General features: G+C 68.5%; 12 protein-coding genes and 1 pseudogene. 2 read left to right on the top strand and 11 right to left on the bottom strand.

Going from position 1 to position 15,781, the window contains the following annotated elements; genetic code table 11:
• Position 1: 1 nt before the first annotated feature.
• Positions 2-175, top strand: a pseudogene (locus ABH933_RS03665) (response regulator transcription factor); the annotation flags it as partial.
• 43 nt (positions 176-218) lie between these two features.
• Here ABH933_RS03665 and ABH933_RS03660 read toward each other — a convergent pair.
• From ABH933_RS03660 to eccD, 4 genes are all read right to left on the bottom strand, one after another.
• Complete coding sequence (locus tag ABH933_RS03660; protein WP_429415192.1) at positions 219-1,658, bottom strand: hypothetical protein; 1,440 nt, start codon at positions 1,656-1,658, stop codon at positions 219-221.
• 15 nt (positions 1,659-1,673) lie between these two features.
• A complete protein-coding gene (gene eccCa / locus ABH933_RS03655; protein ID WP_429415189.1) occupies positions 1,674-5,699 on the bottom strand; it encodes a type VII secretion protein EccCa in 4,026 nt (1,341 codons plus the stop codon).
• A gap of 102 nt (positions 5,700-5,801) precedes the next feature.
• A complete protein-coding gene (gene mycP, locus ABH933_RS03650; RefSeq protein WP_429415778.1) occupies positions 5,802-7,157 on the bottom strand; it encodes a type VII secretion-associated serine protease mycosin in 1,356 nt (451 codons plus the stop codon).
• Between the two features lie 104 nt (positions 7,158-7,261).
• Positions 7,262-8,731 (bottom strand): type VII secretion integral membrane protein EccD, encoded by a 1,470-nt coding sequence (gene eccD, locus ABH933_RS03645; protein ID WP_429415186.1) that lies wholly within the window; start codon positions 8,729-8,731, stop codon positions 7,262-7,264.
• A gap of 189 nt (positions 8,732-8,920) precedes the next feature.
• Between eccD and eccA the strand changes: the two genes are divergently transcribed.
• Positions 8,921-10,741 carry a type VII secretion AAA-ATPase EccA gene (gene eccA, locus ABH933_RS03640; protein WP_429415775.1) on the top strand — a complete coding sequence of 607 codons (1,821 nt, stop codon included), beginning with the start codon at positions 8,921-8,923 and terminating at the stop codon, positions 10,739-10,741.
• A gap of 39 nt (positions 10,742-10,780) precedes the next feature.
• Here the strand turns inward: eccA and eccB are convergent, their stop codons facing one another.
• The 7 genes from eccB to ABH933_RS03605 form a co-directional block, all read right to left on the bottom strand.
• Positions 10,781-12,193 (bottom strand): type VII secretion protein EccB, encoded by a 1,413-nt coding sequence (gene eccB, locus ABH933_RS03635; protein WP_429415183.1) that lies wholly within the window; start codon positions 12,191-12,193, stop codon positions 10,781-10,783.
• 88 nt (positions 12,194-12,281) lie between these two features.
• The gene (locus tag ABH933_RS03630; protein WP_429415180.1) at positions 12,282-12,584 is read right to left on the bottom strand and encodes a WXG100 family type VII secretion target; all 303 of its coding nucleotides are present in this window, start codon (positions 12,582-12,584) and stop codon (positions 12,282-12,284) included.
• 17 nt (positions 12,585-12,601) lie between these two features.
• A complete protein-coding gene (locus ABH933_RS03625; protein WP_429415177.1) occupies positions 12,602-12,916 on the bottom strand; it encodes a WXG100 family type VII secretion target in 315 nt (104 codons plus the stop codon).
• 52 nt (positions 12,917-12,968) lie between these two features.
• Positions 12,969-14,339, bottom strand: a complete 1,371-nt coding sequence (locus tag ABH933_RS03620) for a hypothetical protein (RefSeq protein WP_429415174.1) — start codon at positions 14,337-14,339, stop codon at positions 12,969-12,971.
• Positions 14,340-14,361: 22 nt separating this feature from the next.
• Positions 14,362-15,051, bottom strand: a complete 690-nt coding sequence (locus ABH933_RS03615; protein ID WP_429415171.1) for a hypothetical protein — start codon at positions 15,049-15,051, stop codon at positions 14,362-14,364.
• A complete protein-coding gene (locus ABH933_RS03610; RefSeq protein ID WP_429415168.1) occupies positions 15,042-15,392 on the bottom strand; it encodes a YbaB/EbfC family nucleoid-associated protein in 351 nt (116 codons plus the stop codon). Before ABH933_RS03610 ends, ABH933_RS03615 begins: the two co-directional genes overlap by 10 nt.
• Positions 15,392-15,733, bottom strand: coding sequence for a hypothetical protein (locus tag ABH933_RS03605; protein WP_429415165.1), 342 nt, complete (start codon positions 15,731-15,733; stop codon positions 15,392-15,394). Before ABH933_RS03605 ends, ABH933_RS03610 begins: the two co-directional genes overlap by 1 nt.
• Between the last annotated feature and the right edge of the window lie 48 nt (positions 15,734-15,781).

Below are 15,781 nucleotides of genomic sequence, written 5' to 3'. Positions count from 1 at the left end.
GGTCGCGGCCCTCATCGCCCAGGGCCTGACCAACAAGCAGATCGCCGCCGAGCTGACGATCTCCCAACGGACAGCCCAGGGCCACGTGGGACACATCCTGACCAAACTCGGATTCACCTCCCGCACGCAGATCGCCGCCTGGGTCGCGGAGGACGCCGACCGAAAATACGGTTGACCGCAAGCGGGATGTGCCGGGATCTCAGGGCCGACAACCGGTTTCAGCGAAGCGCGCGGGCTGTCTCGGGCACGGTCAGGCCCGCCAGGAAGAACTGGTAATACGCACCGTCGGCGTCGAACTCGGCATTCGCGCCCAGGACCTCGGCGACGAGCTCGCGCTTCACCGCGCGTTCTTCGGCGGCGGCCACCAGAGCCGCTGCCGCGGAACGCATATCGTCATCCGTATCGTCACCGGCGAGCTGCCGCACGATCAGGTCGGTAACCACCTCGGCCCTCCAGACACCCGGCACGGCCCGCGCGAATTCCGCTACGGACGGCGATTCGCCTCGATACCAGCCGTTGCCGTCCCACCAGTAGCAGAATGACAGCATGCCCTGTCCGGCACGGGGATTGAGGACTTGATCGGCCACCCAGAACGGGGCTCCCCGATACAGGTCGGGTAGATCCGCGCCGTCGTTGTAGGCGGCGTCCAGTGTGGGCGCCTCCCACAACCCACCGGACAGCACTGCCCGGCCGCCCGGCAGCAGCGACAGCGTGCTTCCGCTGTGCGACGCGCCCTCGAACCAGCCCTGGGCGGGCATGATCCGTGGCCCCAGCTCCGAACCGGCCGCGACGAACACCGCTGCCAGCGTCGCCCAGCGTGCCCACACGGCATCGAGCGGGGGCAGCTCGTCCACCGACGCCTCCGCGACCGTGCCGGCGGCGCTGTCCAGACTCTCCTCGAACGCGGCCTGGGCGGCGTCGCGCTCCTGGTCGCCGTCGTCGTCGATGTAGGCGGCCAGCCACACCGGCAGCCGGTCGCGCGGATAGATCTCGAGATCGTTCTCGTATGCCTCCGGCGACAGCAGCTGTTCCGGCGGGAACGGCTCCTCCCCGTAGTCGTACTCGACCTCGACATCCCCGTCCACGGTCAGGCCGAGGATCAACCGCCACCAGGGGCCGTCATCGAGCTGTGCGGTCGAATCACGCTGGTCCCGCGCAAGCTTCATGACCGCTTCGCTCGGGATCGCCTCGACGACCTGTTCGGGCCCGGTGTAGAACACCCGAGCCACGCCCTCGGTCGTGGTCAGTGCGAACACCGCGTCCAGGCGGGTCCATGCCTGCGGCGCGGCGGCGGCCAGCTGCCGCGCGAGATCGAACGCCAGCTCGCGCGAGTCGTCCTTGTCCGGATCGTCCTGTCCCGCATCGACCGCCGGCGCAGCGGCGGTTCCCGCTCCGGCTGTGCTGTGCGACATCCCGTCGCTGCCCGGGGCCGCGCTCGATTCGGCGGCGCCACCGACCTCCACTCCGGCACCCGGCGTCGCATCGGGTACTCCATCGGAATCCGCCGGCCCCCCGGCCGCCGGATCATCGGGCCGGCCGGGGTCGCCGGGTTCCAGATTCAAGCTGAAGACGACGTCGGGCGCGGCGGAACCTTCGGTGTGCGGGGCAAATCCGACGTCGGGCTCATCGGCGTCGCCCGTGGGGGGCGGGGTGTCCATGGTGCTCCTCGGGAGTTACAGCGGGGGCAGGTCGGCGACCTGGATCATTTCGTTGGGATGGTTGCGGGAGACGAGGGTGCCGCGGCCCGGCGGCAGTTTGGCCGAACGGACGTCGCCGAGCAGCACGCCCTCGTCGCGGGGGGCGCTCATCAACAGTGCGTCCACCGAAAGGTCCTTCAACGGGCCCAGTATCGGGTCGTAGAGGGCACGGCCGGCGCCACCGGAGCGCCGGGCGATGATCAGGTGCAGCCCCACGTCGCGGGCCTGAGGCAGGAAGTCCAGCAGCGGGGTCAGCGGATTGCTGGACGCGACCATGTCGTAGTCGTCGACCACGACGTAGATCTCCGGTCCGCTCCACCAGTTGCGCTCGCGCAACTGCCTGGGCGTGATGTCCGGTCCCGGAATACGCTTGGCCAGATAGCGGGAGACCTCCTCGATCGTCGGGATCGACGTCTGCGACGACGTGGAGTACCCGGCCAGATGATCCCCCTCGATCACGCCCAGCATGGTCCGCCGGTAGTCGATCAGGATCACCCGCGCCTGGTCGGGCGTTGAGTTCGCCACCACCCCGGTCACGATGTTGCGCAGCGTGGTCGTCTTGCCCGATTCCACGTCGGCGAAGATCATAAGGTGCGATTGCGCCTCGAAATCGAGTATCACCGGCTGCAATTCGGATTCCCCGAGACCCAACACCACTCTCGTGGGGCTCTCCTCGATCCCGGCACGGCGAGCCGCCTCGAGCACTTCATCGCGAGGCACCCGCTGCGGCAGCATGCGGACCTGCGCCGCCCGGTGGGACGGATACAGCTGTCCCAGTTGTTCTTTCGCCATCGTGACCCCCTCTGACAGGGTCGCGGGCTCGGTATCGGAATCCAGTCGAGGCAGCGCCAGAAGCATGTGCAGACCGTTCGGGGTGATGCCTCGGCCCGGCCGCGCCGGGGGCACCATCATCGCGGCGCGGCGGTTCATTTCCGAATCGCCCGGATCACCGAGACGCAGCTCCAGTTTGGTGCCGAGCTGGTCCTTGACCACCGGCCGGATCTCCATCCAGCGCGACGCGGCCAGTATCAGATGCACGCCATACGAAAGGCCCTGTGCGGCAATCGCATTGACGACAGGTTCGAGCGGCTCGAACTCCTCGCGGAACGCCGCCCAGCCGTCGATGACCAGGAACACGTCACCGTAGGCGTCCGCCGATAGTGTATCCGCCGCTCGTTCCGCCTCCGGCAGGGCCGCGAGCTGCGCCCTGCGCCTTCGGAATTCGTGCATGTTCTCGATACCCAACGCGAGGAAGCGTTCCTCGCGACGCCGCATCAACGAGGTGAGTTCGGCGAGCGTGCGGCGAACCCGATCGGCCTCCAGGCGCCCCGCGGCCGAGCCGACATGCGGCAGGCCGTTCAGCGCGGCCAGCGTACCGCCCCCGAAATCCAGGCAGTAGAACTGGATCTGATCCGGAGTGTGCGTGACCGCGGCTGCCATGATGAGGGTGCGCAGGGTGGTGGACTTGCCCGACTGCGGACCGCCGACCACCGCGACGTTGCCGTATCCACCGGCAAGGTCGACCACCAGCACGTCGCGCTTCTGCTCGTACGGCTTGTCGATGATGCCGATCGGCAGTTGCAGCCGACCGTTGCGGTTGACCGCGGCCCGCCAGTCCGGATCCGGCAACAGCATGTCCACCGACGGCGACACCTCCAGCGGCGGCAGCCAGACCTCGTGAGCGGGGCGTCCGTGGCCGCGTAGCCGCCCGACCACCACCTGCAAAAGCGATTCCTCGACCCCGCTCGCCTCGGCAGCGGCGATCAGCGAGTCCAGATCCGGCAGTTCGACGCGGGCCGGGCCGCTGGGTTCGGCGGTCTCAACCGCGGCGGCGGTGAAACGCCGCGGCGCCTGGCCGCGGACCGCGATTCCGCCGAAATGCCGAGCCCCGCGCGGCGCCACATAAGGCCCGGAGACGTAGCACGCGTTGAACCGCAACGGATCCGCCGCATCGGTTTTGAGGTACCCGGAACCGGGCTGGCTGGGCAGGTGGTAGGCATGGGTGATGCCCAGCACCTGACGGGATTCGTTGGCCGAGAACGTCCGCAAGCCGATCCGGTACGACAGGTGCGAATCCAGGCCCCGCATCCGGTTCTCCTCGAGCCGCTGCGAGGCCAGCAGCAGGTGGACGCGCAGGGATCGGCCCAGCCGCCCGATCATGACGAACAGCTCCGCGAAATCCGGCTTCTGCGAAAGCAACTCGGAGAACTCGTCGACCACGATGAACAGCGCCGGGAGCGGGTCCAGTGGCGCTCCGGCGGCCCGGGCCCGCTCGTACTCGGTAACATTGGCGAAGTTGCCCGCCGAACGCAGCAGTTCCTGGCGACGGTTCAGCTCGCCCGCCAGCGCATCGCGCATGCGGTCGACCATCGACAGTTCCTCTTCGAGGTTGGTGATCACCGCGGCCACATGCGGCAGCGGATCCAGCCCCAGAAACGTCGCGCCACCTTTGAAGTCGACGAGAACCAGGTTGAGCAGATCGGGCGAATGCGTGGCCACCAGTGACAGCACCAGCGTGCGCAGGAACTCCGACTTGCCCGAACCCGTTGCGCCGATGCACAGTCCGTGCGGCCCCATGCCGTTCTCGGCCGCTTCCTTGATATCCAGTTCCACCGGCGCACCGTCGGGGGTCACCCCGATCGGCACGCGCAGCCGCTCACGCGAGGTGCGGGCGCGCCACACCTGTGCCGGATCAATCTGCGCCGCATCCGGAATCCTCAGCAGCGCCATCAAACCCGGGTCGGCCCGCGGTTCGTCGCTGAGCTGCACGATTTGCATGCTGGTGGCCAGGCGGTAGGGAGCCAGCCGGCGTGCCAGGTGATCAGCGAGCGTGACGCCGACCTGATCGGCGGTAGCGAATTTCTCGACATTGCCCACTGACTTGACGGCCGCGGAACCGCCCGATACCACCAGCTGCAAGCCCCGGCGCACCGCGAGACCGCCCTGTGGGGCGGTCAGATCCAGCAGCGTGACCGAGTCCAGCCCGGCCTCGGCGACCAGGCGTTCGGAACCGTCGACATGGCCGTCGTCGATCACGACCACCAGGTGCAGCCGTCCCGGCGTCGGCGGCGCGTTGCGCATGAAACGTCCACGCTCGAGCAGCTCGTCCTGCAACGCGTCCTCGAGTTCGGCGAGCGACTCGTACATCATGCGGGCGCTGCCCAGCCCGTCACGCAGCCGTGGATGTTGCAGCTGCGGAAGCCATTTCGCCCAGGCCCAGTCCGGTCCGTCGGGCTCCTCGCAGACGATGGCCACCGCGATGTCATCCGGCCCGTGGAACGTGGCGAGCTCCGTGAGCATCGCGCGCACGAGCGCACGAGCCTGTTCCCGATCCCCTTCGAGATTCACCGCGGGAAATGCCCGCAGCGACAACGCTGTCGGCAACTCGTGTACGACCGAGTGGGTGCGCACGAAACGCCGCAGCGCCACCGTTGAGACAGGTTCGAGGTCCTCGACCGGCGCGGTCTCCGGCCATGCCAGCTGGGTGGCGATGCGGTGGCTGCCCACCCCGATGCGCACGTGGCCGAAATCCGGATCGTTGGGCCGCCGCTCCCACATTCGCCTGGTCCCTACCAGCGACGGGAGATCGATCGGCGCGGGATGGCTCCATTCCAGAGACACACGCTGCGATTCCCCGGTGTCACGGACGTCCTCGCGCAACTGGTCGAGGTAGCGGAAGTAGTCCTTGCGTTCCTCGTTGAGCTCGGCAGCGCTCTTCTTGCCCCCTCCAGCGCGGTTGAGGAACATGCCGCCCATCGACATCAGCATCATCAGCGGGAACATCAACCCGAAGGGGTTGGTCAGGATGGTGCGTCCCCCGGTCAGGAACATCATCGCCATCATGCCGGCGACCGCCGCCACCATGACCAGTGGCAGCAGTTTCGGCAGCAGCCCGCCCTGCAGGTTCCGCGCGAGTTCCGGGGGTGGGTTGACCATGACCTCACCGCCCGGAGGCCGCGGCGGGGCGATGCGTGGAAGGCGGACGAATCCCTCACTACCCATAGAATTCACTGCCCATATCAGCTCGTTATCATCCTCACCGGTCGCATGCTCGGTCGTTCCGGGAAACGTGCGAAGCAGCCCGCACTGTGCTGGGAGCGCCGATCAATAGTCCACGTCCTCGGTCATCTTGCGGCGGGCCTTGCCGCGAAACGGACCGGTGACCGCGGTACCCACCGCCAGTGCAAGCAAGCAGATGACCGCACCCCCCAGCGCGATCGCACGCGGGCGCGGATCGATCGTGGGCGGCTGCGCAGGGCGTGGCAGCGCCACGCCGAGGTCCGAGGCGGCCTGCGCGTCCGGCAATTGCGCGGTCAGGGCCGCAACCGGATCGACTATGCCATAACCGATTCGGTCGTCATGACCGCCGCCGGCGGCGTGCGCGGTCCGCACGATGCGGTCCATCACCTGCTGCGCGGACAGTCCCGGGAAGCGGGCACGGACCAGCGCCGCCACCCCGGCGACGAACGCGCTGGAGAAGCTGGTCCCGTCGATGGGCGCGGGCCTGCCTTCCTGGCCGGGGATGGCGTTGACCAGGCCGGTGCGGCCCGGCGTGCTGTCGAGTGAGTAAAGGTCCACGCCCGGTGCGGCGACCTGCACCCACGGGCCCGCGAGCGAGAACTGTGCCGGCGATCCGTCGTGATCAACCGCGCCGACCGCCAGCACGTAGGGGCTGAACCAGGCCGGGCTGGCAATGGTTTGCACCCCGGCCCAGCCGGATCCGTTCTGGGTCTTACAGGCGCCATCGTTCTCGACGTTACCGGCGGCGGTCACCACGACGATGTTGTGGTCGTAGGCATACTTCACCGCGGCACCCAGCACGCCGTCGCCGATCTCGGTTCCGGCTGCGGCGCAGGAGACTTCGGAGATATTGATCACCGTGGCGCCCATGTCCGCCGCGTGCAGGATCGCCAGCGCGAGCGTCTGCACCGTGCCGACTCCGCCGGGTGACATCTTGCCCGGCCCGTCGCGGTGGCTGTAGTCCTTGTCGGCGTACTCGAGGCTGAGCTGTCGGATGGACACGATCGCGGCATCGGGTGCGACACCAGCGAATCCGTCGTCGGGCCCCGGCTGTGCGGCGATGATCCCCGCGACGAGGGTGCCGTGCCCGTCGCAGTCGACGGTGCCGTCACTGCCGGACACATAGTCGCCGCCGGGAATCAACGCGGGCAGGCGCGGATGGCGGCTCACCCCGGTGTCGATGACCGCGACGCGCTGTCCCTGGCCGCGACTGAACTGCCAGGCCTGCGATAGATCCAGCGCAGCCTGCGCGCCCGGCGCGGCGTGCGGGAGCAGCCCGGTCAGCGTCGGGCGAGCACATTGGGACCGCTGTTCGGTCGCCCCGGGTGGCTGTGCGGGCAGGCCGGGTCTCGGCGCCAGGGCCGGGTTGATCGCGGGCGGCGTCGCAGCCTGCGCGACAACTCCGATGGGCGTAACAGCCACTGCCGGTGCGATATTCATACCGGTCGTGATCAGCAGCACCATGGTCACCGCACCACCGCGGAACAGCCGGCGCGCCACTGCGGCGTACACGGATCGCCCCGGGCACGCACGCTCGGAGCGGTTCATACGCTGCGCGCCACGGCGTAGAGGTCCATGGCCCACAGCGCCAATGGTGTGATCGTGGCGATGAGCAGGTATTCGGCCAACTCACCGGCGCGCCGCAGGACCGGGGACGGGTCGGCCGACCCGGCGGTGGATCCGACGACGAGCGCACCGCCAACCAGCACCAGCAGCGCGATCGCGGCCGGGACGAGGGCCGCATCGCTGCGCAGACCCGTACCGATCGCCACGCCGCACAGGGTGATACCGCCGCCGGTGACCAGTGCCGCGGTCTGGGCCAGGTCGGCGAAGGCTCGGCCGCGCAGGCACAGCACGAGGCCTGCCACGACCGCCAGCATCACCCCCGACCAGCGTTGGGTGGCACCGGAGTCCGCTGCCACCAGCGCACTCGCCGATGCGATGACGGTGGTTCCGATCACGATGCCGGAATGCAATTCGTTGGCCACTCGCGCGCGATCGGCCAGACCCGCAGCCTGCGCCAATGCCGTGGCGCCGACTGCGCCGATGCCCTCGATAGTCGGGCGCGGCTCGTGGTCGGCCGGATCGATACGCCCACCGGCGGTCGGGACCGGCGGCACCGGCAGGCGCGAGGCCGCCGCGGCCAGCCGGGCAGCAACCGACAGCACCACCAACGCGACCGGCAGCATGCCGGCACCGACCTTGCCGGCTGGATGGTGCCAGAGCACCGCCATCACTGCGGCCACACCGCCGAATACCGTGACGGTCGTGGCCGCGGCCGTCAGTGTCGCGCCCGCTCCCGTCAGCCGGTAGGCCAGGACGGTAACCACCAGCGCGACGGCACAGGCGAGCAACATATGCGCGCTGCCGAACCGGGTGGGCACGAACAGCGCGGCACCGGGCCCGATCAGGACGAGCGCACACCACATCAGGACCGGGACCGGCATCGCTCGTGCGCGGGTACGCGCCACTATCACTGCGGCAACCAGCGCCGCCAGCCCCGCACCAACCGCGACGCCGCCCGCCGACCGGGGGTGACCGGCGTCCTTGGCGAGCACCAGCAACACCAGTGCTGCCGGAGTTCCCAGGACGGCGGCGATCGCGGCCGTCCTTCGGGCAGCATCCGCAGTCCAGGCGCGGAACGTCGTCTCCGTCAACCGGGCAACGGCATCGATGACGTCGTCGAACAATGCCGGCGCCGAACCCGACCCGATCGCGCGCAGCACCAGCAGTTCACCGTCGCGCACTCCGGCCTCGGTGAGTGTGGCTTCCGGCTCGATCGGCTCCTGCCCGATCCGGGCGAGAGTCCAGTGCCGGGTGGGAATCGGCGCGTCGTCGCGCTCGACGGGATCGGGAGTACGGCCCTCGATCAGAGCCGCCACGTCGTCGATCATGGCCACGATAGGCACGGTCGTGGGTAATGCCAGGTCCACCTGCGTGTTGCCGCCGACCACCGAAACCCTCGACAGTTCGGGTGCACCGCCGACCCAATGGTCGTGCGCAGTATCGATCAAGGCCGTCCCCGGTGTCGAAGGGTTCTCGAACGCGCCGAGTGTATCGGCGATGACGGTTCGGAGGCGCCGGATCTTGCCAGCGGTGGGAAACCGCTTGCCACTGCGGCTTTTAGGGTATGTGAGCCGCCCTGTGCCACTACACCGACACACCCGTGGGTCGGCTGCACAACACTGGGAGCTAACTGTCGGATGAGCGGAAATCTGCAGGCGCAAAGGGTTTTCGACGCTGCTGTGTTGTCACTGGGGCTCGTGGTGGACGGCCGCCGAACCACGCCCGATCGCGACTACGCCAGGAAGGCGTTCCAGCGTGCCAGCGAATGGGATCCGACGATGGCCGACGCCTGGCTGGGACGGACCGCCGCAGGTGACATCACCCACGAGGTGATCCTCAACCTGTACCGGTCGAGCGCGGCCCTGGGTCGTGAGCAACGCCGCCTCGGGTTGCCACCGCGACAGCTCGCGGGCCGGTTCGTCGTCGGCGCGTACGTCGATTACCCGCTGTGCAGCGCTGTCGAGGTCACATTGGCGTATGCCACATCGCTCATCGGCGAGGGCGAATACGACGAGGCCGAACAGGTTCTCGACCGGCTCGCTCAGCAGCGGCGCGACCGCCCCGCGACCGAGGACTCGGCATTCGACGATTACATCTGCGCCTATGTCCGGGCGCATCTGCACCACACCACACAGCGGTGGAGCGACGTGATGACGGTGCTGGCCGGGTCGGCGGGCTGGACCGACAAGTACCTGGCGACAGGCGCGCACGTCATGGTCGGCTCGGCGTGCGCGCAGCTCGGGCTGTTCGGCGAGGCGATCCGGCGACTGGAGCTGGCCGAGTCGGGCCCGATCCCGGCCGCCCGCACCGCTGCCACGTACTGCCGCGGATTGTGCCTGCGCGAGCAGGGTCACGAGGATCAGGCACGCAGCCTGTTCGAGCAGGTCTATTCGGAGGCACCGGATTTCGAGGCAAACGCCGCGGCGCTACGCGACCCGAAGTTCCGGCTCACGCTGACAACGCGCGAACAGATCGCCGCACGCACCAACCGCTGGGATCCGGCCTCGGCGCCCGACCCTGCCGAATCCGAACGCCGCCAGCAACGTAACAGCGCCGACCAGCTCCTGCGGCACGCGCGGGTGGAACTGAACACGCAGGTCGGTCTCGCCGCCGTGAAAACCCAGGTGGCGAAGCTACAGTCGACGGCCATGCTGGCCAAGATCCGCGCCGACAAGGGGTTGGCGAGCGTGCCACGTGGGCAGCACCTGGCCTTCACCGGCCCACCCGGCACCGGCAAGACCACCGTCGCCCGGGCGGTCGCCAAGATCTATTGTGGCCTGGGGATCTTGAAGACCGACAAGGTCGTCGAGGCCAAGCGGATGGACTTCGTCGGCCAGCATCTGGGCAGTACGGCCATCAAGACTTCGGCGCTGATCGACACCGCGATGGACGGAGTGCTGTTCATCGACGAGGCGTACACGCTGATCCAGACGGGACTGGTCGGCGGGGATGCGTTCGGGCAGGAGGCGATCGACACCCTGCTGGCACGGATGGAGAACGATCGCGACCGCCTCGTAGTGATCATCGCCGGCTACGACGGCGAGATCGAGCGGCTGCTGGCCGCCAACGACGGTCTGGCATCACGCTTTTCCAAGCGCATCCGTTTCGAGTCCTACACACCCGACGAACTCGGTGAGATCGGCCGGGTCATCGCCGGTAAGCGCGATTCGACCCTCTCCGACGAGGCGATGGCGGTGCTGGTGCAGGCCTGCCGGGGCCTGTACGAACAGCAGCGCACCGAGGCCGGTGGGGCCGCCCGGCGCGCCATCGACATGGCCGGCAACGGGCGGTTCATCCGTAATGTCATCGAGATGGCCGAGGAGGAAAGGGAATTCCGGCTCACAGGTGAGGGCAGCAACCTGGACCTGCACGATCTGGACGAGACCGCACTGATGCGGATCGAAGCACAGGATATGCGCCGGGCTCTGGACGAAGTAGTAGGCGCACTGAGACTGTGACTCTCCGCCGGCCCGCCTGTGGTGCGGACCGGCGCAGACCTACGGTCCGGTCGGCAGCGTGTCGTGGGCGACCGCTGCGGCGTCCCTGCTCAGCATCGGCCCGCCGGCGAGGCGGCCGATTATCTCCCACGGCGCCGGTTTCGGGTTCTTGGGCATTCCGAGGATCGTGGCGGTAGCCGGATCCGGTATGCCGTAACGGATTCCGGTGTCGGTGATGTAGCACAGTCCGTCTCTGCGCACACTGTTGCGGTCTATTCCGGTGATCCGCACGAACTCTCCGGAGAACGGTGGCAGGTAGACCGCATCGACGCGGTCGGGATCGCCGTTGCCGTCCGCCATCTGGACCGGAGTCGCGGTGGATGGCAGCGGCCAGGCTCGGCCCACGAGCAGTGTCTGAACGGCATCGTGATTGTCGTCCGGGCGCGACCAGGACGAACACGCCACCGGCGACGGGTCGGTCGGCACGATCGCCGGGCGCCGTGCCGGGAAGCTGTCGGTCGGCAGCATATGCAGCACCGGTATCCCCGCCAGCGCATCCGGCGCCACGGTCACGATCTGACTGACACCCAGTGAGTTCGCATCCCGGATCACCTCCGCAGCGAACGGCGAAATCTGTTGCACCCCAGTGGGAAGCACCACGTACAGCTTATCGGAGCCGACCTCACTGACCTGGATCACCTGGCCGATCTTGGTGTTTCGTACCGGACCCGGTTGCCCCGCGCGGGGAATCGCCGGTGGGACCAGCGCCGGAACGGGGACGGTGGCATCCAGCAGTGCGGTTCCGATCGGGCGGGCCGCTACGCCCTGCAGTTCCAGCGCCCGGGCTATCGCATCGTTCCCGGTGTCGAGTTCGGCACGCTTGCCGTCGAACAGCAGATACGTCTTGCCCTGATCGGACACCAGCAGGGCCTCGTCGTGTCCGAGGGCGCGCGCGCCATCCGACAGATCCGGACGACCGGCCAGCACCAGGGTCGATGCCCCCGCAATCGGCGTGATCGCTTGGCACAGCGTCCATTGCGAGCCGTCGACCGCCGATCCGAGCAAGGCCGTGGGCGCACCGGGGATGCCCAGCAGCGGTCCCCGCGGATAACCGGCCAGCTTGGACTCGGCGACCGAGTCGGGTGTCTCCGCAGCGCCCGCGATCAGCCGCGCGGACGCGAGATTCAGCACCGGGGAGAGCTTTCCATTCTGCATCACGTACAGCCCGTCGCCGCCCTTGCCCACGATGATGTGCGCGTTGTCGACCGAACCTTGCGGCCGCAGCAACCCGAGCACCACGCATGCGCCCAGCGCCAGCATGCCCAGCACGGTGCCCGCGACCAGGGAACGGAACTGCACGCTCATCGGGTCGTGCAGCATCCGCACATCACGACGGATCAGCGCGTGCTCGAGCCGTTTGACGAGGAATAGATATCCATTGACCTGAGCCCTGGTGGTCAATTGCGAGGGCATTTTCCTCCGTACCGCCTACTGATGCTTCCAACGGCCGCAGCGGCGGCCCGCCGAGGCAGGCCGCCGTCGTATTTCGGGACGAGGGTCGTCAGATGATTCCGTCGAACGAACGGCCGACGGAGGTGTCCTTCTCGACGAAGTTGACGTGCGCCTGCTGGGCTGCGTTCACAGCCCCGCTCATGCTGCCGGTCGCTTCGTGCACCACCTTTTTCAGGTGAGCGACCGCGGCGGTGCAGGCGTCCAGACCCTCGCCCGACCACACCCCCTGCAGTTCCTGGTGTGCGCCGTGGATGCCGTCCAAGCAGCTGTGCAGCTCTCCGACATGGCCGGTCAGGGTGGCGTGGTAGTCCTCCATACCGGCGCCGTCATAGCGAGTCATCGGCGATGACATGTCGATCGTCCTTTCTCTTACACCAGGTTGGTGTGTTTGATGGCCTGGGCGCTGCCGGCCTCGGTCTCGGAGTAGTCCCGGTTACCGGTGCTCAGCGCTCGCGACACCGCGTCCAGGGCCGGCAGGATCTTCGAGTGCATGTGCGAATGCCAGTTCTCGTGGTGATCCTGATTCGCATTCTGAGCGGTCCCGCTCCAGTAGGACCGCGAATCCTGCACGGTCCCGGCGATCCGCTGCACGACCTGACGCATATGGTCCACGTGATCGGAGAGTTTCTGCGTCGCGCGGGCGTGCGCTTCCGCATCGATTTCGCGGATATTGTTTGTAGCCACGGTTTTCCTTTCGAAGTAGGGCTCTGAATGTGAGCCGGTCACCCCCACCGCCTCAGAGGGTCAATTCCTTCTCGGTGGGGTCCAGTGCCTGTGCGGTCGCTCCGACCACCGGCGTGACCAGGCCGTCGAGCCGGCCGACCACGTCAGCGCCGTGCTGGGCGTGGACGGCCGAACTGCGAGTCTCGACGTCGGCGGCCCCGGCCCGGCCCGCCATCCCCGGGGCGCCCATCGGCATCATCGGAGTGGCCGCCCGGTCGGCGGAGGCAGCGGGGGCGTACTCCGTCGCGGCCTGGGCCGCCGAGCCGGCGTGGGCCGCGGCAACCGCCGGGGCCTGCTCCACCGGCGCCGCCAGCACGGTCTCCTGCACCGATTCACCGAGCACGGGCGCTCCGACCCCGGACATCATGACATCGGGAGCCGATACGCCGCCGAGTCCTCCTGCGGCGGAAATCGCTTCGGCCGACGGGCCGAGCGGCGTCACCGACGACCGCGGCGCCGTGAGCAGCGGGACAGGCGGCGGCGCTGCCAACTCCGCAAGTTGCGCGACCGGCTGCGCGGCACCCTGGAGAGCGTTCGCCGCCTGAGTGATCCCGGTCCCCGCAGTGGCGGCCGCATCGGTCGCACTGTTCGCCGTGGTCGCGGCCGTTTTGGCAGTCGAGGCCGCCGTTTCAGCGGTCGTAGCGGCCGTTTTACCGACCGTCTTCGCGGTCGAGCTCCCGGCCGCGGTGGGGTTGGGCGCGCTGGTGATCGGCACGGGCTGGCCGACCGCGGTCATCTGGGCGGCCAGCGCACCGAGCTCGGCCTTGACGTGGGCGATCACCGCGGCCGCCTCCACCGATGCCTCCGCCGCGGCCGCGGCCCCGAAGGGAGCCCCACCCGGCACGGCGGCCGCGACGGTGAGCTCGCCGGCGAGTTTCGCTGCGATCGCGGCCAACTCGGCATTGCCGATCTGGACCACGGTCGCCGCGGCGGCCACCAGGGACGACATTCCGGTGGCCTGCTCCGAGACCGCAGCCGTGTTCGCCTGTGCCTCAGCGGATTTAGCTGCCGCCTGCTGGGTGCCTGCCCCTTGCAGGGAGCTCAGCAGGCCGATTGCGGTGGTGCCCAGCGAGATGACCGAGGTGAGCCCGTTGGCCACTTCCGATAGCACCTGGGTCGGATCGAGTGCACCCATCGAGGCGAGATTGCCACTGCCGATGTGACCGAACGAATCGGTGATCGGCTTCAACAGCGCGACCGGATCCAGCGCCGGAACCGGCGGCAGCCCGGGTAGCGGCGGTAACGGTGGCACCTGGGGCAGGGCCGGAATGCCCAGTCCAGCAAGAACCTGATCGACCGGCCGATACAGCAGCGATCCGACCGGACTGTTCTTCAAGATGTCCTGCACATCCTGCGGCAACGGCGCGGGCACTGGCTGGCTCATGCCTGCACCTCGCTGGCGCTTCTCATGCGGTCACGATCCCATTGGATTCCGGTGCGGCCGAAGGCGTATGCCCCGGTTGCGCCGGCTGCGCTCGATCCGGCACCGTCGCGGGCGCGGGGCCCGCGGTGATCGCGCTCGCCGGTGCCCCCGCGACCGCGGGTGCCGCCGCACCCGGCATCCCCGCACGGGCAGCGGCCTGTTCGCTCGCCTGGGCCTGCTGATTCGCCGCCGCCTGCTGATTTACCTGCGCCTGCTGGGTTGCGTGCGCCACCTCGCCACCGACCGTGGCAGCGAGTCCAACCCCTTCGCCCGCCACCTGCAACACCTCGGCGGCGACGGATGCGAGTTGACCGCCGGCGGGGGCGGCGGTCGACGAAACCGCCGACGATGCAAGGGAACTCGAATCGGCACTCGCCATCGCGAAGGGGACGGCCGAGTCGACCTCGGTCAGATCGTAGCCGACCGCCCCCGCATGCGCGGCGGCACCCGTGGACTCGTACACATCGGTCAGCTGCGTGACGGCCCGGGCATGGTTGGCCTGTGCGCAGGCGTAAGCGGCCAGGAATTCCGACCCGATCGGACCGAACACCGGCACCGCGGCCGCTATGGTGGCCGCCTGGTCGATCGCACCCGCGGTCTGCGTCATCGCGCCCTGGGTGAGGTGGAGATCACCGAACTGCCGCAGCAGATCTGTCACCATGACTACGGCCATCTCTTCTCCTCCTCCTGTGTTGCCGGGTCGGGAACAGCCACAGTCGATATCGGGTCCCCCGCGGCGTATGCAGCGATCAGGCTGCCGTGCTGGGCATAGGCCCGCCTCGCCGCCTGCTCGGCGGTGGCGACCAGAGTTCGCTCGAACTCCTTGGGGGACAGCCGCAGAATCGCCGAGGTGAGGCGCAGATCCACCATCTCGCCGTTGCCGTCGACCGTCACGGTGACCGCCCCGTCGGGTGAGCTCTCCTCGGTACGGATCGTGCGCAGCCGATCGACGAGCGCGTTCAACCGCTCGGCGTGGTCACGTAATCGGTCCACCGTGGCATCGACGTCGGACATCACATGTCCCCCAGTAAACTTCGCGGGGCGTAGTCGTATTCGTTCTCCGCTATGAACTCCGCAAGTGCCACCTGTTCGGTGGTGGGCAGTCCCAGCCCGTCCAATATCTCGGCATCCACTCCGGTCGCGGCGAGCTCGGTCCGGCGAGCCAGCCTGGCACGTGCGGATGCCTGCCGGCACAGCCGCAGGATCTCCCCTGCCAGTTCGTCCGGATCGCGCCGCAACTGGGCACGATCGACCGACACGGCGGTCGGCAGGCCCGTCTCGGTTGTCTTCACCGCGACACGGCCCGACCTCGATGTTGCTGCCCCGGTGATGAACTGCCGTTGGGGAACCGACATCGTGCGTTCCTCATCTCACTCGGTCGATTGCCGAATCGGTAGGCGTAA

Source organism: Nocardia sp. GP40 (genome assembly GCF_050434125.1).
GTDB lineage: Bacteria > Actinomycetota > Actinomycetes > Mycobacteriales > Mycobacteriaceae > Nocardia > Nocardia albiluteola.
Note: the sequence above shows the minus strand (reverse complement) of the source record. Positions and strands in the feature narration are given on the sequence as shown.